The 24,839-nt window shown below is 30.0% G+C and carries 25 protein-coding genes and 1 other RNA gene; 3 read left to right on the top strand and 23 right to left on the bottom strand.

Annotation, left to right across the window (positions count from 1 at the left end; genetic code table 11):
• The 4 genes from HKO22_RS00260 to HKO22_RS00275 form a co-directional block, all read right to left on the bottom strand.
• Positions 1-1,188 (bottom strand): hydantoinase/carbamoylase family amidase, encoded by a 1,188-nt coding sequence (locus HKO22_RS00260; protein WP_169967652.1) that lies wholly within the window; start codon positions 1,186-1,188, stop codon positions 1-3.
• Positions 1,189-1,203: 15 nt separating this feature from the next.
• Positions 1,204-1,737 (bottom strand): nitroreductase family protein, encoded by a 534-nt coding sequence (locus HKO22_RS00265; protein ID WP_169967654.1) that lies wholly within the window; start codon positions 1,735-1,737, stop codon positions 1,204-1,206.
• A gap of 277 nt (positions 1,738-2,014) precedes the next feature.
• Positions 2,015-3,421: an allantoinase AllB gene (gene allB / locus HKO22_RS00270; protein WP_169967656.1), complete on the bottom strand. Its 1,407-nt coding sequence runs from the start codon at positions 3,419-3,421 to the stop codon at positions 2,015-2,017.
• A gap of 70 nt (positions 3,422-3,491) precedes the next feature.
• A complete protein-coding gene (locus tag HKO22_RS00275) occupies positions 3,492-4,907 on the bottom strand; it encodes a sodium:solute symporter family protein (RefSeq protein WP_328818423.1) in 1,416 nt (471 codons plus the stop codon).
• 284 nt (positions 4,908-5,191) lie between these two features.
• On the opposite strand from HKO22_RS00275, the gene HKO22_RS00280 reads away from it, so the two are divergent.
• The gene (locus tag HKO22_RS00280) at positions 5,192-6,091 is read left to right on the top strand and encodes a LysR family transcriptional regulator (protein ID WP_169967660.1); all 900 of its coding nucleotides are present in this window, start codon (positions 5,192-5,194) and stop codon (positions 6,089-6,091) included.
• Positions 6,092-6,333: 242 nt separating this feature from the next.
• Here the strand turns inward: HKO22_RS00280 and HKO22_RS00285 are convergent, their stop codons facing one another.
• The 12 genes from HKO22_RS00285 to HKO22_RS00340 all read right to left on the bottom strand — a co-directional run bounded on the left by HKO22_RS00285 (position 6,334) and on the right by HKO22_RS00340 (position 16,672).
• Complete coding sequence (locus HKO22_RS00285) at positions 6,334-6,876, bottom strand: rubrerythrin family protein (protein ID WP_169967661.1); 543 nt, start codon at positions 6,874-6,876, stop codon at positions 6,334-6,336.
• Between the two features lie 108 nt (positions 6,877-6,984).
• Positions 6,985-8,052, bottom strand: coding sequence for a peptide chain release factor 1 (prfA, locus tag HKO22_RS00290; RefSeq protein WP_169967663.1), 1,068 nt, complete (start codon positions 8,050-8,052; stop codon positions 6,985-6,987).
• An 8-nt stretch (positions 8,053-8,060) separates the two neighbouring features.
• Entirely contained in the window at positions 8,061-8,897 is an 837-nt protein-coding gene (gene prmC / locus HKO22_RS00295; RefSeq protein ID WP_169967665.1) for a peptide chain release factor N(5)-glutamine methyltransferase, read from the bottom strand.
• A 42-nt stretch (positions 8,898-8,939) separates the two neighbouring features.
• A complete protein-coding gene (gene rpmE, locus HKO22_RS00300; protein ID WP_075658908.1) occupies positions 8,940-9,143 on the bottom strand; it encodes a 50S ribosomal protein L31 in 204 nt (67 codons plus the stop codon).
• Positions 9,144-9,286: 143 nt separating this feature from the next.
• A complete protein-coding gene (gene rho, locus HKO22_RS00305) occupies positions 9,287-10,717 on the bottom strand; it encodes a transcription termination factor Rho (protein WP_169967667.1) in 1,431 nt (476 codons plus the stop codon).
• A gap of 5 nt (positions 10,718-10,722) precedes the next feature.
• Positions 10,723-11,688, bottom strand: a complete 966-nt coding sequence (glpX, locus tag HKO22_RS00310; RefSeq protein ID WP_169967669.1) for a class II fructose-bisphosphatase — start codon at positions 11,686-11,688, stop codon at positions 10,723-10,725.
• 1 nt (position 11,689) lies between these two features.
• A complete protein-coding gene (fsa, locus tag HKO22_RS00315) occupies positions 11,690-12,343 on the bottom strand; it encodes a fructose-6-phosphate aldolase (protein ID WP_169967671.1) in 654 nt (217 codons plus the stop codon).
• Between the two features lie 4 nt (positions 12,344-12,347).
• Entirely contained in the window at positions 12,348-12,824 is a 477-nt protein-coding gene (gene ispF / locus HKO22_RS00320; RefSeq protein ID WP_075658915.1) for a 2-C-methyl-D-erythritol 2,4-cyclodiphosphate synthase, read from the bottom strand.
• Positions 12,821-13,522, bottom strand: coding sequence for a 2-C-methyl-D-erythritol 4-phosphate cytidylyltransferase (ispD, locus tag HKO22_RS00325; protein WP_075658916.1), 702 nt, complete (start codon positions 13,520-13,522; stop codon positions 12,821-12,823). Before ispD ends, ispF begins: the two co-directional genes overlap by 4 nt.
• A 4-nt stretch (positions 13,523-13,526) precedes the next feature.
• Complete coding sequence (locus HKO22_RS00330) at positions 13,527-14,969, bottom strand: peptidoglycan D,D-transpeptidase FtsI family protein (RefSeq protein WP_075658917.1); 1,443 nt, start codon at positions 14,967-14,969, stop codon at positions 13,527-13,529.
• Positions 14,962-16,227 carry an FtsW/RodA/SpoVE family cell cycle protein gene (locus HKO22_RS00335; protein ID WP_075658918.1) on the bottom strand — a complete coding sequence of 422 codons (1,266 nt, stop codon included), beginning with the start codon at positions 16,225-16,227 and terminating at the stop codon, positions 14,962-14,964. Before HKO22_RS00335 ends, HKO22_RS00330 begins: the two co-directional genes overlap by 8 nt.
• 4 nt (positions 16,228-16,231) lie before the next feature.
• Complete coding sequence (locus HKO22_RS00340) at positions 16,232-16,672, bottom strand: FHA domain-containing protein (RefSeq protein ID WP_075658919.1); 441 nt, start codon at positions 16,670-16,672, stop codon at positions 16,232-16,234.
• 124 nt (positions 16,673-16,796) lie between these two features.
• Here HKO22_RS00340 and HKO22_RS00345 point away from each other — a divergent pair, with 124 nt between their 5' ends.
• Positions 16,797-17,414 (top strand): regulatory protein RecX, encoded by a 618-nt coding sequence (locus HKO22_RS00345; RefSeq protein ID WP_075658920.1) that lies wholly within the window; start codon positions 16,797-16,799, stop codon positions 17,412-17,414.
• The gene (locus tag HKO22_RS00350) at positions 17,407-17,706 is read left to right on the top strand and encodes a GIY-YIG nuclease family protein (RefSeq protein ID WP_169967673.1); all 300 of its coding nucleotides are present in this window, start codon (positions 17,407-17,409) and stop codon (positions 17,704-17,706) included. Before HKO22_RS00345 ends, HKO22_RS00350 begins: the two co-directional genes overlap by 8 nt.
• A gap of 115 nt (positions 17,707-17,821) precedes the next feature.
• Here the strand turns inward: HKO22_RS00350 and HKO22_RS00355 are convergent, their stop codons facing one another.
• The 7 genes from HKO22_RS00355 to HKO22_RS00385 all read right to left on the bottom strand — a co-directional run bounded on the left by HKO22_RS00355 (position 17,822) and on the right by HKO22_RS00385 (position 24,839).
• Entirely contained in the window at positions 17,822-18,964 is a 1,143-nt protein-coding gene (locus HKO22_RS00355; RefSeq protein ID WP_169967675.1) for a C40 family peptidase, read from the bottom strand.
• Between the two features lie 184 nt (positions 18,965-19,148).
• Positions 19,149-19,473, bottom strand: an RNA gene (gene rnpB, locus HKO22_RS00360) — RNase P RNA component class A.
• 25 nt (positions 19,474-19,498) lie between these two features.
• Positions 19,499-20,275, bottom strand: a complete 777-nt coding sequence (locus tag HKO22_RS00365) for a Nif3-like dinuclear metal center hexameric protein (RefSeq protein WP_169967683.1) — start codon at positions 20,273-20,275, stop codon at positions 19,499-19,501.
• On the bottom strand, positions 20,259-20,948 hold the full coding sequence (locus HKO22_RS00370) for a tRNA (adenine(22)-N(1))-methyltransferase (RefSeq protein ID WP_169967684.1): 690 nt from the start codon (positions 20,946-20,948) through the stop codon (positions 20,259-20,261). Before HKO22_RS00370 ends, HKO22_RS00365 begins: the two co-directional genes overlap by 17 nt.
• A complete protein-coding gene (rpoD, locus tag HKO22_RS00375; protein ID WP_169967686.1) occupies positions 20,945-22,042 on the bottom strand; it encodes an RNA polymerase sigma factor RpoD in 1,098 nt (365 codons plus the stop codon). The genes HKO22_RS00370 and rpoD overlap by 4 nt, the downstream gene beginning before the upstream one ends.
• Positions 22,035-23,825: a DNA primase gene (gene dnaG / locus HKO22_RS00380; RefSeq protein WP_169967688.1), complete on the bottom strand. Its 1,791-nt coding sequence runs from the start codon at positions 23,823-23,825 to the stop codon at positions 22,035-22,037. The genes rpoD and dnaG overlap by 8 nt, the downstream gene beginning before the upstream one ends.
• Entirely contained in the window at positions 23,826-24,839 is a 1,014-nt protein-coding gene (locus tag HKO22_RS00385) for a deoxyguanosinetriphosphate triphosphohydrolase (protein ID WP_169967690.1), read from the bottom strand.

The following is a 24,839-nucleotide window of genomic DNA, read 5'->3' on the forward strand; positions in this document are numbered from 1 at the left end:
TTATATGCTCCTATCAATTTCAACTACGCAATCGTAAAATAAATTTACCCCTAATTCAATATCTTCAGGTTTTGAATATTCTTCTGGTGAATGGCTTACTCCTCTAATGCTTGGAATAAAAATCATTGCCGTTGGAATTTTTTTACTTATTTCTTTAGCATCATGTCCCGCTCCACTACTCATAACCTTAAAATTATAATCATTTTCTTTTGCAGTTTTTATCATAATTTTAATTATATTTTCATCTAATTTAACAGAAGGCTTTTCAATATTTTTATAAATTTCTAATTTTTCATCTGCTTTTACAAACTTCTTAATTTCATCATAATATTCTTCAATATTAGATTGTTCTAAATCTCTAACTTCTGTCAATACTTCAACACTTCCTGGAATAACATTATACATACCGGGTTTAATGATGATATTTCCGATTGTCATTACAAAAGGCTGGTCAAATTTCTTAGCCTCCTTATATAATTTATTTATTACATTTGGTAATTTTCTTATAGGATCATCTCTTAAATTCATTGGCGTAGTACCAGCATGGTTCGCAGTTCCATTAATCATAATATTATATCTTGTAATTCCAACTATACCATCGACTATGCCAACATCATATTTTTCATTTTCAAGTGTTCCACCCTGTTCAATGTGAATTTCCAAAAATGCAACTACATTTGATAGATTCATTTCACAAGACTTAACATCATCTAGGGTTAGATTGTAAAATGCTAACTTTTCTTTGAATTCGTCACTTATTATATTGTTTCCGCATATGCTTCTGCTTCCAAAAGTGCCACCCATTTCACTTCCTTCTTCAGCATTAAAACAAGCTAAAATTATTCCATGATTTAGATGACGCTTTTTGTCCTTTAAAGTTTCTAAAATTTCAAATCCAGAAAATATTCCCAAAGCTCCATCATAAAGGCCACCATTTTTAACGGTATCTAAGTGAGAACCGATCATTATAAATTTACCTTTATTATTTGGATTATATGTTATAAATAAATTTCCTATTTTATCAATTTTTGTGTCAAAACCTTTACTTCTTGCTAAATTATCAAGCTTTCTCAACGCATCATAATATTCTTTCGAAAAAGCAAGTCTCGAAATTCCTTTGCCATCAAGCCCTTTGCCTATTTCTCCAATATCCTTTAAATTTTTTAATAATCTATCTATATTAATCATTTAGACCACCTTAGTTTAAATATTAAGTTTATAACCTTGTTTTAACAAAAATTTAATTACTTGTTTTCTAATTTCTATAGCAGGAGCAATCTTTTTAATTAATTGTTGAGAAAAATTGTCTTCTCTGCTATTCGCATCTCTACTTTTATAATAATTTGACATAATTTCATCATAGTTTTTTATCAATTCTTTATAATTATCAAATCTCTTATATTCGTCTTCAAAAACCTTAACCTCATAATTAATCTTTGGTTTAATTCTCGGAATATAATCGGGGTATCCAAATCCAAGTCCTATTACAGGAAATGTGTATTTTGGGAGACTTAACAGTTTTATTAGTTTACCTATATCATTTAATATAGAACCTAAAAATACATATCCCATATTTAAAGATTCAACTACGTTAGCTAAATTAGTTGCTGCAATCATTAAATCTGCATAGCCTTGAAATAATTTATAAACTTCAATAACCTTTATATTTTGATTGTTCTTTTCTAATATTTCGTGATTTCTATAGTTATCTACTATAAAAATTAAAAGTTTAGGCAAATCTTTTACAAATTTTTGTTCACATATCTGTTAATCTCTTCCTTCACCTTTTTATTTTTAATTCTTATAACTGAATACTGTTGAAGATTAGAAGATAATGGAGTTGTACTAATTATTTAAAATAATTTTTAAGCGTTTATTCATCTATTTCTTTGTTTTTATATTTTCTAATACTTCTATGATTCAGCATTCTGTTTATTAAGCTTCCCATTATAATCATCCTTATTGTAATTAATAGTAGAGTATTGAGATGTCCCAATACTCTTATAATTAATTATTATTTTTCATTTCTTAAAACAAGTTCTCCCCAGCCCTTTGTTCCATCTTTTTCCGGATCAACTAATCCATCTTCCATTACAACTTTTCCTCTTAGAATTGTATAATTTAATTTACAATGTAATTCTTTTCCATCATATACTCTTGCTATTTCTTTCGAACCAGAATAATTTTTATTTCTATCTACTGTGAACTTATCATTCATATCAAATATTACTAAATCGCCATCAGAACCAGGTTGTATAGTCCCTTTCTTTGGATAAATATCAAATATTTTTGCTGGGTTTGTACTACAAAGTTCTACAACTTTTTCAAGTGTCAGCCCTCTTTTTCCTTTTGCAACTTCATTTAGCATAAGCGGAAGCCTTAAGTCAATTCCTATAAATCCTGCAGGTGCAACAAATATATCTTTATTTCCATTTTCTTTTTCTTCAATAAGGAATGGTCCATGATCACTGCCTATAAAGTCAACGGTTCCATCTATTACATAATCCCAAATTTTATCTACAGTTTCCTGACTTCTAAGTGGTGGATTACATTTAGCAAATGGTCCATGCTTTAATAGCTCTTCTTCAGTTAAAAGCAAATAATGTGGGCAAGTTTCAAGGAATACTTCTTGTCCTTCAAGTTTTGCCTGTTTTGCCATTTCCATTGCTTCGGGTGTAGAAATGTGAACAAGTTCCAGTCTACATCCCGTTTCTTTTGCAAATAAAAGCATTTTTTGAACTGTAGAATATTCAGATATTGGAGGTCTTGATAAACAATGATATTCAGGAGTTACCTTTCCTTCTTTTCTATAATGGTCAATAAATCCTTGAATTAAGTCATTATTTTCTGCGTGCGATGCAAGAAGAAGACCTGTCTTTGCAACTTCTTTCATACCAATATACACTTCATAATCATTTGCCATTGTTAAACCGATGAACTCATCGTCTCTTCCTTCGGGTGCTTCGTGAAGAAATGTTTTAAATGCAACGATACCTTCTTTCGCAACCTTTGTTATCTCTTCAGGATATTGTCCACCTGCCGCTGCATAAAAGGCATAATCAACAACACCTTGTCTTTCTTTTGCAACTTTCTTTCTATTATCTAAAATTTCTTTATTATATTGTGGCGGCGAAGAAATTGGATGTTCTAAAATTGTAGTTGTTCCGCCTGCTACTGCAGCTTGTGATTCAGTATAGAAAGTTCCTCTGTCAGTATGTCCTGGATCTCTAAAGTGAACATGAGTATCTATTCCACCAGGTATAACATATTTACCAGTAGCATCAATAGTCTTTTCGGCCTCTGGAAGTAATCCTTTCTCACAAATAACTGCAAACTTTTCATCTTTAATTCCAATATCTACTTCTCTAAAATTTCCGTCTACATACACAATACCATTTATTATAGCTAAATCTAGTTTCATTCTAACATTCCTTTCTTAAATATAATTAATTTTCATATTAAAACTTCATTTTATTCGTCCTTTATTTACTTCATTCTTCTGGAAAAAATCTTGCAAGTTTTTCTTTAGGCATAGGTTTAGTAAACATACTAACTATTATTAATACTAAACCAGAAGATATTGATCCTGGAAGAGCTGAATAAATTCCATAAGGCTGTCCCAATGCATACCATACATTTGCAACTACAAAACCAGTAATCATAGAAGCTAATGCAGCTGTTTGTGTTATCTTTTTATTAAATGCACCTATTAATATTAACATTGCCATTGCAGAGCCCATTAGTGTTACAGCTCTTGCTTGTACAAATTGAATTACATCTGTTAATGTAAATGTAAGTATTACTCCTAATATCCCTATTATGACAGTAATAGCTCTTGACATATTAAGTTCGGTCTTAGATGTCATTTCGGGTCTGATAAATGTTCTCCACAAATCCCTTGTGAAAGTTGTACTTGCAAGCAAAAGAAGTGAGTCTGCAGTAGATATTATTGCACCTATTACAGCTGCAAACATTAAGCCTCCAACAACAGGATGAACAGTTTCCATAACCAAAGTGCCAAAAATCATATCCTGTTTATTAAGCCCTGGCATTATAAGCATTCCTCCTATTCCTACTATTAAAAGCGGTATATAAAATATTCCTACCATTAAAGCTGTAACAGCTTGACTCTTAGCTGCAGATTCAGGAGATGTTGCAGATAAAAATCTTCCTACAAATTGTGGTGCCCCAAAGTTACATATTCCCCAAGTAACAGTCCAGCCTAGTGCTGTTAATGGTGTTATGTTGCTTGAAAAAGCTTTCACATAATCTGGATTAATGACTTGAACTTCCCTCATAAGTTCCCCAAATCCATCAATTTGCATAAGATAACTTATTGCCATAGCCCACACGCCTATAATTATAATATATGCACAAATAGTATCTGTCCACGCAACAGCTTTCATTCCACCAAGAGCAGTAAAAGCTACAAATATTACAAGGACTACAATACTTATAGTTACATCACTCCAAGATACAAATGGCCTCATAACAGCTATTGAAGCTTTGATTTGAGCAGCCATTAATGTGATTGCTCCGATTAAAATAATAAAACATGCGAAAAGAGAATGTATTTTTCCAAATCTCTTGTATATGTATTCTGGTACAGTTGTACAACCGAAAGAACGCATTTTTTTGGCAACCCATATTGCAGCCAAGAATGAAGTAAGCAATGTTCCTGCAAAGTTCCACATTCCAGGCCAACCTTCAAGATAATAATATCCCAAATAACTAACTATCGATGTGGCTGAGACTATGGTTGCAAAATATGTACCAGACAAAGGAATAATGCCTAAGCTCTGATTAGCTACAACCCAGTCATCAGGATCTTTTATTGTCCTTGAAATATATAAACCGAAAATAAACAATCCAACCATAAACGCAACAACTATAATAAAATAAATCATTGTATTAGACACAGTTAAACCCCCTTAATGATTATTTTTTAATGATCCAAAGATAAATTGCAGGAAATACACTTAAAAAAATATAAAATACCCATGTTAATAACAAACTCTTACTAGCTACCATAATATAACCTCCTAATTAAAATTTTAAATAAACTAAAGTATGAAAACCTTTTATATGTTGATTATACTAGTTATCGTATTATTTGAATAATTCATAAAATTATTGTATAATATCAAATAGTTCAATAATTATTAATTTAATCGATATTAAGAGGGGTTTTATGGATTTATTCGATTTTGAAATATTTTTAGCAATAGTTGATACAAAAAGCATAACAGCAGCATCTGAGAAACTGTTTTTATCTCAATCTACAGTATCATACCGTGTAACAAAACTTGAAGAAGAGCTTCAAACTAAATTAATAAACAGAGAACAAGGACAAAGAGTAATTAGCCTAACGTTAAAAGGAGAAGAATTTTTAAAATTTGCAAAAAAAGCTTATAACATAAAAAAAGAGTTGGAAAATTGGAAAAATAAAGATGCTAATCAAACAATAAATATTGGAGCTGTGGATAGTTTAAATATATACATTCTGCCAAAATTATATAAATCTTTTATTCAGAAGAACATTAATATAAAATTAAATATTAGCTCTCACTGGTCTCTTAAAATATGCAATTTAGTAGAACTCAATGATATTGATATTGGAATGGTATCCATACTAAAGGAATCGCAGGATATAATAGCTACTCCTATTTTCAGAGAAGAAATGGTAGTAATAAGTAATTCAGATTCAATTTACAATAAAATAGAAAATCCAAAAAATCTAGACGCATTCTACGAATTAAAACTTGATTGGGGAAAAGATTTTCAAATATGGCATGATTATTGTTTTGGACCAAATATACAAACTCAATTGAAAGTAGATACTTCAGGTCTTATATTTAATTTAGTGTGTGGAAAAAAATCATGGGCAATAGTTCCATTGGAAGTAGCACAATTCTATAACGAAACTAGAAAGATTAAAATATCTTTTCTTACCGATCCACCTCCGTCTAGAACAATATATAAAATTAAAAATATTTACACAAGACCATCCGTTAAAAAAAATCTTGATTTATTTGAAGAATATCTTGAAAGTTTCATTATAAATAACTCTAAATTAATTACTCCACTTTAGGCAAAACATTATACTTCAACCGTCTCGACTAAGCAGCTCTTGGGTAACAAACGGAAAAATCTCATGAAAAATAAATTTATAATTAGATCATAAACAAAAAATAACGTGATTGCTCATGTGACACTGTATAATAAGTTTATGTATTTAAAAAAACTGTTGCAAAAGTCCCAAAACAAAAAGGCGAGGATTTAAACTTTCCTCGCCTTTTTCTAAATAATGACTTTTACGATAGCCTTTTTTAATTAATATGCAACAAATTTGCTTCCTGCACATCCACAAATTGGGCATTTTTCTTCTTCTTCAAAAGCTATATATCCACATACAGGACATAGATAAATATTTTCAACATCTAGGTCTTTGCCTGAGTCTACAGCTTCTTTTGCAGTTAAATATCTTTCAGCGTGAACTTTTTCAGCAGCTGTAGCAAATTTCATAGCTTTAACAGCTTCTTTTTCTCCTTGCATTTCTGCAACTGCGATAAATGCTGGATACATTTGAGTTGATTCAAATATTTCTCCATTTCTTGCAGCTTCAAGATTTTCAGAAGTACTGTTAATTCCAAAACCAGCTGTTGATGTTACAGCAAAGTCTCCTGATACATCTTTAAGAGCTTTGAAATGAAGTGTTGCGTGAATTTTTTCTGCATCAGAAGTTGCATCAAAAAGTCTCTTTACATTTTTAAATCCATCTTTTTCAGCTACATCGCCCCAGATATTATATCTAGTACGAGCTTGAGATTCTCCGCCGAATGCTGATCTTAAATTGTCACTTGTCATTTGATTCATAATATTACCCCCATAAAATTTAATAATAAATTACACTTATTATTATAGACTAATATTTATGAAAAATCAAATAAATGTACTAAATAAATCTAATATTTGTATTAATTTTTAATCTAAGTTTTCAATTTTTTGTGTTTGATCATATGCTATCAAAGCGTCTATTATTTCATCTAAATCTCCATCATTTATAGCATCAATTTTGTGAGATGTGAAATTAATTCTGTGATCAGTTACTCTTCCTTGAGGATAATTATAAGTTCTAATTCTTTCAGATCTATCCCCTGTTCCAATTTGTGAAGATCTTTCCATTGATTCTTTCTCATTTTGCTCTTGAAGTTTTAAATCGTATAATTTAGATCTAAGTAATTTAATTGCTTTTTCCTTATTTCTAAGTTGCGATTTTTCATCTTGACAAGATATAACTATTCCTGTTGGAATGTGAGTAAGTCTTACTGCAGAGTCAGTTGTGTTTACACATTGCCCGCCATTTCCAGATGCACGGAATACGTCAAATTTAATTTCTGTAGGATCAATTTCAATATCCACATCTTCAGCTTCAGGCAAAACTGCTACAGTTGCTGTAGAAGTGTGAATTCTTCCGCCACTTTCTGTTTCAGGTACTCTTTGAACTCTATGAACTCCTGATTCGTATTTTAGTCTAGAGTAAGCTCCATTGCCTATAATCATAAATACAATTTCTTTGAATCCACCAATTCCAATTTCATTTGAAGAAATTGTTTCAACTTTAAATCCAGATCTTTCTGCATATCTAACATATTGTCTATATAAAACTCCTGCAAAAAGAGCTGCTTCATCTCCACCGGCTCCTGCACGAATTTCTACCATTACATTTTTACTATCATTTTTGTCTTTTGGAATTAATAAAATCTTTAAATCATTTTCTAAGGATTCAATTTTTTTTGTATCTTCATTTATTTCTTCTCTAACTAAGTTTTTAAATTCATCGTCTAATTTTTCTTTAATTAATTCTTTATTTTCATTTAAATTTTTTAATGTATTTTTATATTCTCTATATTTTTCAACAATAGGTTCAATTTCAGCGTGTTCAATTGCCTTTTGTTGGTATAATTTAGAATCATTGATAATTTCTACATTGCTTAAATCTTTTTCAAGTTCTATTAATCTATCTTCAAAAACAGAAAGTTTTTCGTACATATTTACTCCTATACTTTTAATTGTCCAACTACTACTCTATCTAAATTGTTTAAATCCTTAAAAATTTCAACTTTAAAATTTTTTCTCATTAAGGAAGAAATGTCTTCTGCCTCATCATGACCTATCTCAAATACTAAAAATCCATTTTTGTTTAAATAGTTTCGTGATTGCTTTATAATTTTTCTATAAAAATAAAGTCCATCGCTTCCGCCATCTAAGGCAAGTCTTGGTTCGTGATTTCTTACTTCTATTTGTAAATTTTCTATTTCACTAGATTTTATATAAGGTGGATTTGAATAAATTAAATCAAATTTTTCGTTAATTTTCTCAAACAGATTGCTTTTTAAAATTTTAATATTTGATTTTAAATTCTTTTTATTTATATTTGAATTTTTAATTGCAAAGGGACTTATGTCAACTGATGTAATATCAATTTTTTCTTCACTTTCTAAGTCAACTGTAATACTAACAATACCAGTTCCACATCCAATTTCAAGCATATTTTTTATATTGTTTTTTTTATTTAATTTTAATATTACTTCAACAGAAATTTCTGTATCCTGTCTAGGTATTAAAACATTTTCTAAAACTGTAAAAGTTCTACCATAAAAATCTTCTTTGCCAAAAATATATTGTAGGGGTATTCCGCATTGCCTTTTTATTAAAATGTTAAAATATTTTTCTTCTACTGACTTTTCTAGTTCTTCTTCATCATGTGCAATTAAATAATATAAGTCTTTATTCAAAAGTTCTGTTAAAATTCTTCGTGTTTCAAAAGCGGGATCTGTATATTGTAAATTTTTTAAAAATTCTCTTCCCTCAATAAGGGCATCTTTTATTTTCATAAATTTAAGTAATAAAAAAGGTTAGCTAGGCTAACCTTCTTGTCATTTATTTCTCTTATATCTGCTATTGAATTTTTCAATTCTTCCGCCATGGTCAGAGAATTTTTGCTTTCCTGTAAAGAAAGGATGACAAGCTGAACAAATTTCAACTTTTAAATCTTCTTTAACAGATCCTGTTTTAAAAGTGTTGCCACATGCACAAGTTACTGTCGCTTCTTTATAATCTGGATGAATTCCTTTTTTCATTGTTTAGCCCCCTTAAACTATTTATAACTCAATTTTTATATTATAACATAATTTTTATTATTGTACAAATTATATTTGTTTCCTTAATTATTATACAATAAACTAGGCTATAAATCAACATTTGTGAAGAAATAAAGCAAAATTTATTTGTTTAAAAATTCTGAATTATTCTTTGTTTTTGAAAGTTTATCCAAAAACTTTTCAGTTACATCCTCAATATTATCTTCGTTTAAATTTTTTCTAAACTCATAATTAAACGCTAGCTCTTCTTTATCTAATAAAAGCTCTTCTTTTCTTGTTCCTGATTTTAAAATATCAATAGCAGGAAAAATCCTCTTTTCTGAAAGAGTTCGATTTAAATGAAGTTCCATGTTGCCAGTTCCCTTAAATTCTTCAAAGATTACATCATCCATTCTAGAGCCAGTATCTACAAGAGCAGTAGCAAGTATGGTTAAGCTTCCACCTTCTTCAATGTTTCTCGCAGCACCAAAAAATCTCTTTGGCTTGTGGAGTGATAGTGGGTCAAGTCCTCCAGAAAGAGTTTTACCACTTGTGGGTGTGATTAAATTATAAGCACGAGATAATCTTGTTAAAGAATCTAAAAGTATTACAACATCTTCTTTGTTTTCAACTAATCTTTTAGCTCTATCAATTACCATTTCAGCAACACGAGCATGATTTTTTGGATTTTCATCAAAAGTTGAATATACTACTTCTCCTTTAACAAATCTTTTCATGTCCGTAACTTCTTCTGGTCTCTCGTCAACTAATAGTACTATCAAATGTAATTCTGGATAATTTATATTAATTGATTTAGATATTTTTTTCAAAAGAGTTGTCTTTCCTGATTTTGGTTGAGAAACTATAAGTCCCCTTTGACCAAGGCCCACTGGTGAAAGCAAATCTATTACTCTCATTGCAATATCTTCATCTTTTGTCTCTAAATTTATTTTCTTTGTTGGGTAAACTGGAGTTAAATTGTCAAAATAAGGTCTATTTAACATTTTTGAAGGGTGCATTCCATTTACTAATTTAATATATAGCAAAGCGTTAAAATTTTCTCCATCCTTTGGTGGGGATTTTATGCCTAAAATTTCGTCTCCATTTCTAAGTCTAAACTTTCTTATTTGTGATGGAGATACATAGATATCTTCTTCACTTGGAAGATAATTAACTCTTCTTAAAAATCCATATCCATCTTGGTGAAGTTCCAAAATTCCTTTAACATAATCTTTATCTTCTAAATTTTTTAAAGTTTTTTGTGCACTTTCTGAAAGGTCTAAATTTTCAATTTTTTTATTTTCCCTTATTAAATTTATTTCTTTAATTAGATCTTCTTTTTTTAAATTATAGGATTTTTCAATTCCATAATCTTTGGCAATATTTCTAAGTTCAGAAACTTTTAGTTTTTCTAATGACTCATCTTTTAAATTTTTAATTTGGATCTCGCCCTTAATAATATAATTTTTTAAATCTTCAATATTATATTTTTCTACATCTTTTAGTCCCAATGATTTAGAAATCTTTCTCAAATCATCTATGGATTTATTTTTTAATTCATTGTCGTTATTCATAATAATTATTTTGCGTAATCAGGTTTTAAATCAAGAGAGTGAATTGATTTTATAAATCTTTGTGTTCCACTAGGAAGTCTTAAAACTAAAGTGTCAGTTTTTGCTTTATTGTCTCCGTAATATTTTACTCCTTCAAGAATTTCTCCAGAAGTAATGCCAGTCACTGAGAAAATAACTTCATTCCCTTTTACCAAATCTTCAATTGTATAAATCTTTTTTAAATCTGAATCTAAATCTTTACATCTTTGCTCTTGTTTTTCATCTGTTGGATGAAGTCTGCCTTGGAAATCTCCACCTAAACATTTTAATGCTGCTGCTGCAATTACACCTTCGGGTGCACCGCCACGTCCAATTACAAGGTCTATTCCAGAATCTTCATAACAAGTTTCAATAGCCGTTACAACATCTCCGTCAGAAACTTTTTTTACCCTTGCTCCAATAGAAATAATTTCATTGATTAAATTTTCATGTCTAGGTCTATCTAAAACAGCGACAACAATATCATTAATGTTTTTGTTAAGAGCCTTTGCTACTCTTTTAATATTTTCAGTTGGTGTATCGTCTAGTTTAATAAGTCCTTTAGCTTTTGGTCCACATGCAATTTTATCCATATATATGTCAGGTGCATTTAAAAGACAACCCTTAGGAGCTACTGCAAGTACAGCTATAGAATTATCGGTACCATTGGCAATAGAATTTGTTCCGTCAATAGGATCAACTGCAATATCTACTTCTTCTTCGCCCTTTTTTGTGCCAATTTTTTCTCCAATGTATAGCATAGGAGCTTCATCAATTTCTCCTTCGCCAATAACTACAGTTCCATCAATATCAACTGTATCAAACATTCTTCGCATTGCATCTACTGCTGCACCATCTGCTGCATTTTTGTCGCCTCTTCCAAGCCATTTACCTGCTGAAAGTGCTGCGGCTTCAGTTACTCTTGCTAAATTTAATGCTAAATTTCTGTCCATCTTATTTCTCCTTTGTCTTTACATTTTTAAAATCTTCTAAAAATCTTTTTAGACCACTATCTGTTAATTTATGCTTAATCATTTCCTTAAATATTTTATAAGGAATAGTTGCTATATCAGCACCAGTTTTCGCAACATCTTCAACATGATTTATATGTCTTATACTTGCTGCAATGATTTGAGTGTTATATCCATATTGTTTAAATATAAAGGCAATATCCTCAACAAGGTTGATTCCTGACTTGCCAATATCATCAAGTCTTCCCATGAAAGGACTCACATAGGTAGCACCTGCATTTGCTGCTAATAAGGCTTGAGAAACTGAAAATACTAGAGTAACATTTGTCCTTATTCCTTCCTTGCTAAGTATACTTACAGCCTTTAATCCCTCTTCAATCATTGGAATTTTTATTACAATATTATTAGAAATTTTCGCAAGTTCTCTCGCTTCTTTAAGCATTCCGCTTAAATCTGTAGAAATAACTTCAGCGGAAATGTCTCCATGAACTATTTCAGATATTTCTTTGATTACATCTTCGAAAACCCCGCCATTTTTTGAGATAAGTGTTGGATTAGTTGTAACTCCTGAAAGTACGCCCCAAGAATTAATCTCTCTAATCTCTTCAATGTTCGCAGTATCAATAAAAAACTTCACTTAATTAATCATCCCTTTCAAGTAAACATACTGATTCTGAGGAAATTCCCTCTCCCCTTCCAATAAAACCAAGTTTTTCAGTTGTAGTTGCCTTTATAGAAATATTTTCTATATCTGTATTTAAAATATCAGCAATTATTTCTCTCATTTTGTCAATATATGGTGCTAGTTTTGGCTTTTCGCAAGCGACAGTAGCATCAATATTTCCAATTTTATAATTTTTAGATTTCATAATTTCAAAAACTCTTTTTAAAAGAACTTTCGAATCAATGCCTTTGTATTCACTATCACTATCAGGAAAATGATAGCCGATGTCTCGAAGAGCAAGGGCACCTAAAATTGAATCCATAATTGCATGAATAAGTACATCTGCATCAGAATGACCTAAAAGCCCTTTTTCATAGGGAATTTCAATTCCGCCAATAAATAATTTTCTATCTTCTACTAGTTTGTGAACATCATAACCAATTCCTATTCTCATGTATTCACCTTCTTTACTAGAATATTTGCAATAGATAGATCCTCTCTTGTAGTAATTTTTATATTGTCATATGAATTATAAATTAATTTCACTTTAATTCCCGTCTTCTCAACTAAAGAGCAATCATCTGTACCATAGTAGCCTTCAGAGTAAGCTTGATCATAAGCTCTCATAAGAATTTCTTTTTTAAAAACTTGAGGCGTCTGTACTTGCCAAAGTCTATCTCTATTTGGTGTGTAATCCACAAGTTTTCCATCAGTCGAAACTTTTATAGTGTCTTTAACTGGATTTGCCAGGACAGCTGCACCAGTATCCATTACTCTTTCAATTGCTTCGTCAATTTTATCTACTGATACAAAGGGCCTTGCTCCATCGTGGGTAAGTACAATATCAGTTTCTTCTGGCATTTTTAAAAGACCATTATAAATTGAATCCTGCCTCTCTTTGCCACCGTAGACAATCTTATAATTTATATTAATTTTATATTTTTCAATGATGTCGTATACATATCTCATATCACTTTTTTTTACTATTAAAATTAAAAAGTCAATGTACTTTGATTTTTCAATTTTCTTAATTGTATGAGCAAGTATTGGTTTGTCATCAATAGAAAGAAACTGTTTATTTATTCCCATATTCATTCTCTTGCCCATTCCCGCCGCAGCAACAAAGGCCGTTACAAAGTTATTATTAAACATGACATCACTCTTCTTCAAGTTGTAAATTATTTACAGCGTATTTTAAAAGTTCACCTGCAATAGGAGCAGCTGCCTCTGACCCATAATCCTTTACATTTGGAATTACAACTGCAATTGCAACCTTTGGATCATCTGCAGGGGCAAATCCAACAAACCAAGCATTATTAGTGCCTTCCCTTAAATCAAGTTGAGCAGTACCAGTCTTCCCAGCAACTTTTAAACCATGAACATAAGCTTCTGTCCCAGTACCATTGTTGACAACATTGACCATGTATTTAGTAATTTGATTTGCATTTTCTTTAGAAGTTACCTCGCTTAAAATAGTTGGAGAATTTCTTACTACATTCTTGCCATCTGACGAATCAATTCTTTTTACAATATGAGGTTGCATCATCACACCATCATTAGCAATTGTTGATGCTACCATACACATTTCAAGCGGTGTAACTAAAACTGTATCGTGTCCAATGCCTGCAGCTCCAAGTGCAGTTCTATCAAATCCACTCCTCTTGTAATCCCATGTTGAAGTTTCTAGTGGTAGTTCAAAATCAACTTTTTTATTTATCATGTATTTCTCAGAAACTTGTGCCATTTCATCTATTCCCATATCCACAGATTTTCTTACAAAATAAGTATTTAATGAATTAGTAAATGCTTTTTTTAGGTCAACTCTTCCATAAGTTTTATTGCCTGCATTTTTAAATTCACGGCCGTTATCAATTTTTTCCACCCCTTCATCTGTGTATTTCTGTGAAATTCCAGATTCTAGTATGGCAGTAGTTGTAATTATTTTATAAATAGAACCAGGCGCAAATTTTCCCTTTGTTGAGCTATTAAAAAGTGCTCCATTATTTTCCTCATTAATTTTTTGCATATCCTTCGCTATATTTTGTGAATTAAAGTCTGGAAGTGAAACCATGGAAAGAATTTCGCCAGTTTTGGGATTCATCATAACTACCGAACCCTTTTCAGTTTTTCCCGATAAAACTGATCTAGTTTTTTCTTGGAGAGCAGTATCAGTTGTTAAGGTCACATCATCTCCACTATAAAGATCATAATCTTTATTTATTATTGATTTAAAGGTTTTTAAAATCTTTGAACCTTCTTTGCCAACAAGATAATTGTTTAATTCTTTTTCAAGTCCATATTTGTCTACTATTTTGTCAGAATAGCCAATTATATGAGAATAAATAACTGGTTGGTTGTAAATTCTATGATAATTATGTTTTTCTCCATTTGAATAAGCAAGAACTTCGTGATTTCTGTCGTAAAAAGTTCCCCTCTTAACAGAATTTTCTCTCAGCTCACTTCTTCTATTTGCTGGATGATTAATGATATCTTCTGCTTTAAAAAGTGTGAAATAAGTAAGATAAATTATTGGAGCAACTAATAGCATCATTAAAAAAACAAGTAAAACTAAAATTCTCTTATTATCTTTACTATTCATTGTCAATTCCCCTATCATATTTATAAGATAAATCTTCGCTAGTAACTTGAAGTATTCCCAGTGCAACAAAACTTGAAATCATAGAACTTCCTCCATAAGAAATGAAGGGAAGTGTAAGTCCCGTCATTGGTATTAATTTTATAACGCCACCAATATTAAGAAAAGCTTGTACTGTAAATAAAATTGCAACAGCAAGAGCAAGAATCCTGTAAAATAAATATTCTTGATTTAGTGCAATTTTAATAGCTCGATAAACTAAAAGCATATAGAGCATAATAATTCCAATGCCTACAAGTATACCCATCTCTTCGCAAATTGATGAAAATATTACATCGGAGTAAGAAAGAGTAATTTGCTTTGGATAACCAAGCCCAATTCCTTGGCCAAAAAATCCACCTTCACTTATTCCAAAAAGTGATTGCACAATTTGTCTAGCACTATTTACCACTTTATCAGCTGTCCATGGATTTAGCCAAATATCAACTCTATTTCTAACATGTGAAAATAAAAAATATCCAGCCACAGAACCAAATAACATTAGCCCAATATTTACTACAATAGCTTTTCTGTCTTCATCATAAATGTATTGAAGAAGAGTATATATGATAATAAATATGGCCGCTGTTCCAAGGTCTCTTTGAATAAATAAAAACCCAACAAAAATATATATTACCGCCATTAAGTAATATGAAGTATATTTGTAATTTAATTTTTTAAGCCTAGTTTGGAAAGTTGTATAAAAAGAAGCTATTAAAAATATTACTAGAATTTTAGTAAATTCTGAAAGCTGAATCGTTATTCCCTCTGAAATTTCTATCCAGTTTTTTGCACCATATTTATCTGGAGCAAGAATAATCGTAAGAAGAAAAAATAAAATTGAAAGCCCTAAGTAAAGACCTGTCATGTACTCAAGTCTTCTCATAGCCCTAATTATAAAATAAGTTAAATAAAAAACTAATATACCTGCTAATACCCAAATAAGTTGTCGTAATCCAAGTTTTGGAGATAATCTATATATGGTTATAATCCCTAGACTCAAAAGCATTGAAACTATTAAAAAAATATAATTATCGCCTGAAGATACTTTTCCTAAAACTAAATTTGAAATGTATACAATTAAAATCAAGCCCAAAAATAAAATAACTATGTATTTATCAACATTGTTATTGTTAAAAGAAAACAACAATAAAATACTTAGAATTTCAAAAATCAAAAGGAGATTTCTAGGCTTTCGCTGTTTTAAAATATTATCTAACACAATTTCACCTTTTATCTACAAAAATAAATTGAATAAAACCAACACCAATTTTGTCATTATTTTGAAGTTCAATTAGCTCATTAGGTTCAATTTTCACACCATTTAAAAAAGTTCCATTTGCAGAGCCAAGGTCCTCAATATAATATACCTGATTTTTATCAAGAATTTTTAAATGATTTTTGCTTACAAATTTATCTTTTATAACCACATCGTTCCTTGAACTTCTGCCAAGAGTTATATCACCATCTATTACATAATACTCCTGCATTTTAAAGTTTAGTGAATCTAGTCTATTTACCACTTTCAGATAAGCGTCATCAAGAGACTCTCCTCCACTTGTCATGCTTTTTACATCAAGATACATAAGTCTTAAAATACTAAAAATAAAAAGATATATTAAGATTATAAAAACATATCTCAGCACTTGTGAGATTAATTCAAACATATTACACCTCTTTGTCTTAAACTCTCTATAATTATATACTCTTTACTTTTATTTTTCCACAGTTTGTTAAATTAGATGAATTTTGAATTTTCTTTTTTTATGTTAAAATTAACTTGGTGATAAAATGATTATATCAAATATAAGTTTTGAAAAGAAAAAATTTCATATTCTTTTTGATAATGGCGAAGAAATAGAAATTTCAGAAGAAACTCTCATTGAATTTGGTCTCTACAAAGGTCAAGAAGTAGAAGATGAATTTATAGAAAAATTAAAATTTGAAGATGAAAAATCAAAGGCACTTCTTATATCCTATAAATTTTTACAAAGAAATAAAACTGAAAAACAACTAATAGACCATTTATATAAAAACAAAGTAAATAAAAATATAATCGATATAATTATTCCAATTTTAAACGAGAAAAAATATCTAAATGACGAAGATTATGCAAAGAGATACTTATACGATGCCATGAATATAAAAAAATATGGCAGAATAAAAACTATTTACATGCTAAGATCCAAGGGAATTGACAATAGAATTATCGAAAAAATTATGAAAGACTATGATTATGAATTGGAATACTTAAATGCAGAAAAACTCATAAGCAAAAAATTAGATGTTAATGAAAAAGATTTAAAAAAAATAAATTCTGCAAAAAAATATTTGCAAAGTCGTGGATTTGAATTTGAAATTGTAAATTTTACAGTAGATGAATATCTCAATGGAGAATCCTATGTCTAATTACGTGTACATTTTAAAGTGTGGCGACGGAAGTCTATATACTGGCTACACTACCGACTTAAAAAAAAGATTAAAAGCACATAATGATGGAATTGCGTCAAAATACACCGCATCACATCTTCCAGTTAAAATGGTTTTTAGCGAAGAATGCATCGATAAATCCGATGCTTTAAAAAAAGAATATTTCATAAAAACTCTTACTCGTGAAAATAAAATAAAATTAATTCAAAATAAATTATCTCTTCAAAACTTATACGATAAATATTTGTTAAAAAATAAGAAACAAAGATAAGTAAAACTTCAAGATGTCAACTTGATAATATAAATCACAGTCAAAATGAGGGATCTAAAAGAGGCTCGATATATCGAGCCTCTTCAAAAATTTAACATAAATCCAATAAAATTATTTATAGCACACGTGTTGCGTTTACATATCTTTCTTGATAATATTCTTCAGTTAATGAAGAAGTCATAACTTTGCCTTGTCCTGATGAAGCGTGGATAAATTTTCCATCACCAACATAAATCCCAACATGGCTAACTCCACTACCTGTAGTATTGAAGAATACTAAATCTCCCTCTTGCAAATCATCTTTTGAAACTTGTTTCCCAAAAGTTGATTGTGAAACTGAAGATCTTGGAATTGATATTCCTAATTCATCATTATAAATAGAATAAACTAAACCTGAACAATCATATCCTTCTTTTCCAGTATCTCCATATACATATGTTGAACCAAGTTTATTTTCTGCAGATAAAATCACTTTTCCTGCAATTGAAGCATTAGGTGCAGAAGATTTTTTGAATTCCTTAATTTCTTTATTTTCTTTTAAATCTTTATTCTTTATAACTTCTTGAATTTCCTTTTCATCAGCAGATAAAAGTGAATTTTCATCTACCTTAGCCTCTTCAGTCTTTTCTTGTTTTAATCCTGATACAATATTTAAATTTTTTGCTTCAACATTGTAATAATTTCCATTTTCTTGAATTACAAAAAATCCATTATTATAATCAACTACATTTACAACTTGATTCTTATTTAAGTTTATTTTTTTACCATTGTCACTTCTTGCAACTGAGTTGTTTTTCACTTGAACTTCAGTAACATTGTTTCTCTTGTCGGAAATCTTTTTAAGTGCCGATCTATCAACATTTCCTACAGTTCCGTCATTACATTTAATCTTTGCTTTATTGTCGTCTATTGAAATTCCAATTGCATATTCATCTATAAATAAGTTCCTAATGATTTTACCATTATCATCTAAAATCGGACTTGCTTTAACGACTTTGTATGTAGGAACATTAACTTCTGTAAGTAAAATTTTTTCTTGAGGAATAGTAACTTTTGCCTTACCCTTTTGAATATAATATTCATTTCCCTTGTTTTCAAGTATTTCTACTTTTTCTCCAATAGAAAATTCAATTTCACTTCCACTATACGTTTTTTGTACATGTTCGTTAATAAATACTCCTGTATCTTTCATGCCAACTACTGAAACTGCGCATAGTGCAAATAGACCAAGTGGCAATTTATTCTTTAAGGAAACCAATACTAACAACTCCTATACTCTTTATTTTATATTTTCTAAAAATATTTATTGCGTACTATTTTTTATTACTCATTAAGTATAGCAAAGTTGTTACAAAAAAACAACAAAAAGTTACAAAAAAGTTAAAATTAATTTAACTATTTTGTAACTTTTGCCATTTCCAGTGTTTTTTTACATAAGATATATAATAAGCAAATCTATAAGCCGCGTTCTGTTTTGTCAACTATCTATCTTGAATTATAGTTGCCTATAATCTCTAGCAACCTACCTACCGGCAGATGCGAGCAACATCTGTTATTCCTATTTGGTTTTGCTCCGAATGGGGTTTACATAGCATCATTATCACTAATGATCTGGTGAGCTCTTACCTCGCCTTTCCAACCTTACCCAAAGGGCGGTATATTTCTGTTGCACTAGCCTTAGGGTCGCCCCCACTGGCCGTTAGCCAGCATCCTTGCTCTGTGGAGCGCGGACTTTCCTCACATATGTGCAGTTGACCAATTTACTTACTCAAATATCTTAACATTAAAAAGGTCAAATATCAAGCTCGAAGCTACTTTTCTCCTCAATATAAAAGTTTAAACCTTTAAAATTTTCCATGAGTCTACTTTTTATTTTTTCGAGAACTATATTTTCTGAATAAAAATGTCCCACATCGATTAAGATAATGTCGTTTTCGTAAGCTTTTTGTCCGTCATGATGTTTTACATCTCCAGTTATAAAGGCATCTGCACCAGATTTTTTTGCATCACAAATAAAATCCGCACCGCTTCCTCCTAAAATTGCAACTTTTTTTATTAATTTATCTTCTCTTCCATAAAATTTGATTTTTTTAACTTGGAGTTTTTCAATTAAAAATTTATTTAATTCTAACAAAGAATATGTCTTTTCAAATTCTCCAACTAATCCCATGGCTTTTTCTTCTTCATAAGCAAGGATATTTTTATTTTTTAAATTTAATTTTTCAAATAGAGTATCATTAACCCCATCCTTTGCAATATCCATAGAAGTGTGATAAGAAAGCACTGAAATATTATTCTTTATTAGAGAAATTATATTATTACCCATGTAAGTTCCCTGAATTATATTTTTTTCTCCTGAAAAAAACATTGGGTGATGTGTGATAATTAACTTCGACTCCAATTCAATTGCTTTCTTAATTAATTTATCAGTAAGATCTAATCCTAGAATGACAGAATCTGTGAACTCTTTAAATTCAATTTGACTTCCAGAATTATCCCAGCTAAGTTGATCTTTATCTTTTGCCCAGTTTTCCATATAATTTTTAATTTCACTAACTTGATATTTCATCTATTGCCTCCTCTGTCATTTTTAATAACTCTTTAAGTTCAGCACTTCTCTTTGTTGACCTATCCTTTTCATTTTTAATGCTATTTATTATATTTTGAAGTTCTTTTTTTCTTTCTTTTAAAAATTCTAAATATACTTTTTCTTTTCTTTCTATTAAAATCCTTGAAAAACAATAATCCATTTCATTAAAGTTTATTTTTTCACCAGTAAATTTTGCAACAATAATTTCAAAGTACCTTTCATATTCATAAATTATTTCTTCCTCAATTATTAAAAATCCCATATTATTTAATTCTCTACGCAATATATTTGTTTTTTGCATCGGTTGTAAAATTAATTTTTTTGCATCTTTAGAAATATCTAGTGAATTTAAAATAATTTCTGCAATTTGGATTCCGCCAAGACCAGCAATAATTATGTCATCTCTTTTTTCATTTACAATTCCATTTGCAAGTATATTTCTAATATATTTTTCATTGCCTAGTTCTTTTGTTAGATCAATTGATTTTTTCAAAGAATTTTCTGAAATATCTGTAGCAATAATATCCCTCGATATATTTTTTTCACACAAAAAATTGGGCACATATCCATGATCTGTGCCCACATCAATTACCGAAGCTCCAAAATCTACAAGTTCTGCAATTTTTTTTAGCCTATTCGACAATTTTATCATTCTAAATAATCCTTCAATTTCTTTGATCTACTTGGGTGGCGAAGTTTCCTTAATGCCTTGGCTTCAATTTGTCTAATTCTTTCACGTGTTACATCAAATTCTTTTCCAACTTCTTCAAGAGTTCTTGCTCTTCCATCGTCGAGTCCAAATCTAAGGGTCAAGACCTTCTTTTCTCTGTCAGTTAGAGTCTCGAGAACTGTATTGAGTTGTTCCTTTAACAATGTAAAGGTAGCAGCATCTTGTGGAGATAAAATTTCATCATCTGGTATAAAATCTCCAAGATGCGAATCTTCTTCCTCACCAATTGGCGTTTCAAGAGAAACTGGCTCTTGCGCAATCTTTTGAATTTCACGAACTCTATCTACATCTAAATTCATTTCTGCAGCAATTTCTTCTGGAAGTGGATCACGTCCTAAATCTTGTACAAGTTGTCTTTGAACTCTTACAAGTTTATTAATTGTTTCAACCATGTGTACAGGAATTCTAATAGTCCTAGCTTGATCTGCAATTGCCCTTGTGATTGCTTGTCTTATCCACCAAGTTGCATAAGTTGAAAATTTAAACCCCTTAGTGTAATCAAATTTATCAACGGCTTTCATGAGTCCAAGGTTTCCCTCTTGAATTAAGTCTAAAAAACTCATACCTCTTCCAACATATCTCTTTGCAATTGAAACAACAAGCCTCAAATTTGCTTCTGCAAGTTCCTTTTTAGCAAGTTCATCTCCAGCTTCCATTCTCTTTGCTATTTCGACTTCTTCATCTGCAGTAAGTAGAGAGATCTTCCCAATTTCTTTAAGATACATCCTCACAGGATCATCAACAGTTACTCCTTTAGGTACTGATAGATCTTCTTTAGTAACATCTACGTCATCTACGTCGTCTTCATCTTCTTTTAAATCTTTTTTATCAACTAAGTTAATACCTTCTTTTTCAAAGGTTTTATATAATTCATCTATGTCGTCAGAATCAATTTGAAACTTTTCGAAGGCATCTCCTATTTTATCATAGCTTAAATTACCATCTTTTTTACCATCTTTTAAAAGCTGTTCTGTTACCGATTCTATTGAATCTTTATTTTTTAAATTCTCACTCATAATTGCCCTCCTCTTTCAACTCGCTTAACTTTAAGTTAATATCTTTAAGATCTTTTAAAGCTTGGAGCAAGAGATTTTTGTCTTCTTCCACTTGAAATTTTTCAATGTTTCCTAATATTTTATCTTTTTCCCTTTTTAGATAATTCCTCTCTAAAGTTTTAATTAAATCATCTACAATTCTGTTGTTTACATGAATTTCTTTTATGATTTCTAAAATATTTTCTTTAAAATTAGAATCTATTAACATATTCTTTTCCAATAAATTTAGAAAATCAGAAACTTCCATTTCATTTTCAAACATTCTAGGAATTTCTTCAAAAACAGCCCTAGTCATTGCATTGCTAAAATAAAAAACCTCAATTTTATTTTTTATATAAGTATAAATATCCTTGTCAAGTAAAGAATATGATAATAATTCCTCTTGTGCCTTAGTTTTTGTACTCTTCACAACATTTGTATTTTTCTTTACCTTGAACTTTTCTTTTTTTGAACTTTTTATTTTATTTCTATTTAGAAAATTTATATAATTTTCAATTGCATTATAAGAAATATTATATTTTTTTGAAAAATCTTTTACAAAAATATCTCTCTCTATTGGATTTTTAATACTAGATAGAATTTTTGCAGATTCAATAGTAAAATTGCTAAGTCCTTCGCTTTCATTTAAATTGAAATTTTCTTTTAGCTTTTTTATTTTGAACTCTATATATGAAATTGCACTCTTTATTTTATTTTCAAAGCCTTCCATTCCATATTTTTTAATAAAATCGTCTGGATCTAGTCCACCCTCTAATTCAATGATTTTTGGTTTTACAGATTTAGATAAAAATATATCAATTGCCCTTGAAGTTGCGTTAATTCCTGCATTGTCGCTATCATAACAGATGTATATATCTTTTGCCATGTTTTTAATAATACCCGCTTGATCTTCTGTCAGTGAAGTACCAAGGCTTGCTACACTATAATTTATACCACTATTGTATAAAGAAATAACATCCATATATCCTTCAACTAGTATTATTCTTTCTCGAGTAGATTCTCTTGAAATAATATTCATATTAAAAAGATTTCTGCCCTTGTGAAATATTGACGTTTCACTTGAATTTAAATATTTTGGTTTAGCATCTCCAAAACCTCTAGCACCAAAACCAATGACTTTGTCGTGTTTATTTATAATTGGAAACATAACTCTATCGCGAAATCTATCGATATAATTACCTCTTTTACTTTTGGTAATTAAGTTCAATTCTAAAAGTTCCTCTTCTTTGTATCCTAATTTAGTTAAGTAATCGTATAAATCCGTCCACGAGTCTTTTGAATAGCCAATGCCATATCTAATAATAGTTTTATCACTTAACATTCTATTTTTTAAATAAAGTTGCGCCTTTTGTGATGCTTTAAAATTATTTAAAAAGTGCATAGCTGCTTCCCTATTTATTTCGTAAAGCCTATTTTTCTTGTCGAGAGCTTCTTTATTTTCATCTTTATATTCAGAAAGTCTTATATTATATTTATCAGCTAAAAATTCTACAGCTTCAGGAAAATTTAAATTTTCTTTTTTCATAATAAAGGTAATTACATCGCCCCCAACGCCACAACCAAAACATTTGAAAATAGATTTAGAAGGAGAAACAGAAAAGGAGGGCGTCTTCTCAGAGTGAAAAGGACAGAGTCCCATATAGTTTGAACCTGACCTTTTTAAATCAACATATTCTCCAATTAATTCAACTATATCTGCTCTATCCCGTATCTCATTAAGAACATCGTCATTTATTACATACAATTAAATGCTCCATCCCTTCGGTATAAAAATATTTTTTATCTGTTTCATAGCATAGGTATCTGTCATCCCAGCAATATAATCAGAAACAATATCTTCGTTGTTGTGAACTTTATCATTATAAAGACTTAAATGGTTTTTAGGAATTCTACTCAAGTCTTCCATGTAATAATTATAAAGTTCTGTGAGAAGTCTTTTAATCTTAACTTCTTCACTTTTTACAACAGAATCCATATAAACCGTCTTAAACATATACTGTCTAAGCTCCATAGTTGCTTCATAAACTTCTTTTTCCATCTCTACAATTGGTTTACCATAGGATTTATTTACTATTCCAGTTATCATTGTATTTATTCTTTCTGAAGAAGTATTTCCAAGAACTTTTGTAAGTTCCTTTGGAAGTGAATCTGATGAAATAATCCCCGCTCTAATGGCATCGTCAATATCATGATTAATGTAGGCAATTCTGTCAGCAAATTTTATAATTTTACCTTCAAGAGTTTTCGCCATTCCCTTACCCGAGTGATTTAAAATTCCATCGCGCACTTCTTCTGTTAAATTTAGTCCAACTCTCTTGTCAGAACGCTCTAAAAAATCTACAACTTTTAAAGATTGCTCCCCATGGATAAATCCAGAGCTTTTTAATTCATTTAAAACAGCTTCACCAGAATGCCCAAAGGGAGTGTGTCCCAAATCATGCCCTAGAGAGATTGCCTCAACCAAATCCTCATTTAACCTTAATGATCTAGCTATAGTTCTTCCTATTTGACTGACCTCAAGAGTGTGAGTGAGCCTTGTTCTAAAATGGTCGCCTTCTGGAGAAATAAATACTTGAGTCTTGTGTTTTAATCTCCTAAAACTTTTTGAATGAATAATTCTATCTCTATCTCTTTGAAATTCAGTCCTAAGACTACATTTTTCTTCTCTTTCATTTCTTCCTAAAGTTGAATCTGCAAATGTCGCAAAATCAAAAAGCATAATGTGTTCAAGTTTTTCTCTCTCAACTCTTAGATTCAT

Source organism: Peptoniphilus faecalis, assembly GCF_012976305.1.
Taxonomy (GTDB): domain Bacteria; phylum Bacillota; class Clostridia; order Tissierellales; family Peptoniphilaceae; genus Peptoniphilus_A; species Peptoniphilus_A faecalis.

Excerpts from the sequence above, each read along its gene's own strand:
- HKO22_RS00275 (WP_328818423.1), bottom strand. The coding sequence starts at position 4,907 with ATGATTTATTTTATTATAGTTGTTGCGTTTATGGTTGGATTGTTTATT.
- prmC (WP_169967665.1), bottom strand. The coding sequence starts at position 8,897 with ATGAAAATAAAAGATGCCCTTATTGAGGGAAGAGAATTTTTAAAAAAT.
- HKO22_RS00370 (WP_169967684.1), bottom strand. The coding sequence starts at position 20,948 with ATGATAAAATTGTCGAATAGGCTAAAAAAAATTGCAGAACTTGTAGAT.
- HKO22_RS00385 (WP_169967690.1), bottom strand. The coding sequence starts at position 24,839 with ATGAATCTAAGAGTTGAGAGAGAAAAACTTGAACACATTATGCTTTTT.
- HKO22_RS00340 (WP_075658919.1), bottom strand. The coding sequence starts at position 16,672 with ATGTTTGAATTAATCTCACAAGTGCTGAGATATGTTTTTATAATCTTA.
- HKO22_RS00280 (WP_169967660.1), top strand. The coding sequence starts at position 5,192 with ATGGATTTATTCGATTTTGAAATATTTTTAGCAATAGTTGATACAAAA.
- HKO22_RS00260 (WP_169967652.1), bottom strand. The coding sequence starts at position 1,188 with ATGATTAATATAGATAGATTATTAAAAAATTTAAAGGATATTGGAGAA.
- prfA (WP_169967663.1), bottom strand. The coding sequence starts at position 8,052 with ATGTACGAAAAACTTTCTGTTTTTGAAGATAGATTAATAGAACTTGAA.
- HKO22_RS00330 (WP_075658917.1), bottom strand. The coding sequence starts at position 14,969 with ATGAATAGTAAAGATAATAAGAGAATTTTAGTTTTACTTGTTTTTTTA.
- rpoD (WP_169967686.1), bottom strand. The coding sequence starts at position 22,042 with ATGAGTGAGAATTTAAAAAATAAAGATTCAATAGAATCGGTAACAGAA.
- HKO22_RS00350 (WP_169967673.1), top strand. The coding sequence starts at position 17,407 with ATGTCTAATTACGTGTACATTTTAAAGTGTGGCGACGGAAGTCTATAT.
- HKO22_RS00345 (WP_075658920.1), top strand. The coding sequence starts at position 16,797 with ATGATTATATCAAATATAAGTTTTGAAAAGAAAAAATTTCATATTCTT.
- glpX (WP_169967669.1), bottom strand. The coding sequence starts at position 11,688 with ATGGACAGAAATTTAGCATTAAATTTAGCAAGAGTAACTGAAGCCGCA.
- allB (WP_169967656.1), bottom strand. The coding sequence starts at position 3,421 with ATGAAACTAGATTTAGCTATAATAAATGGTATTGTGTATGTAGACGGA.
- HKO22_RS00285 (WP_169967661.1), bottom strand. The coding sequence starts at position 6,876 with ATGAATCAAATGACAAGTGACAATTTAAGATCAGCATTCGGCGGAGAA.
- rho (WP_169967667.1), bottom strand. The coding sequence starts at position 10,717 with ATGAATAACGACAATGAATTAAAAAATAAATCCATAGATGATTTGAGA.
- ispD (WP_075658916.1), bottom strand. The coding sequence starts at position 13,522 with ATGTTTAATAATAACTTTGTAACGGCCTTTGTTGCTGCGGCGGGAATG.
- rpmE (WP_075658908.1), bottom strand. The coding sequence starts at position 9,143 with ATGAAAAAAGGAATTCATCCAGATTATAAAGAAGCGACAGTAACTTGT.
- ispF (WP_075658915.1), bottom strand. The coding sequence starts at position 12,824 with ATGAGAATAGGAATTGGTTATGATGTTCACAAACTAGTAGAAGATAGA.
- HKO22_RS00365 (WP_169967683.1), bottom strand. The coding sequence starts at position 20,275 with ATGAAATATCAAGTTAGTGAAATTAAAAATTATATGGAAAACTGGGCA.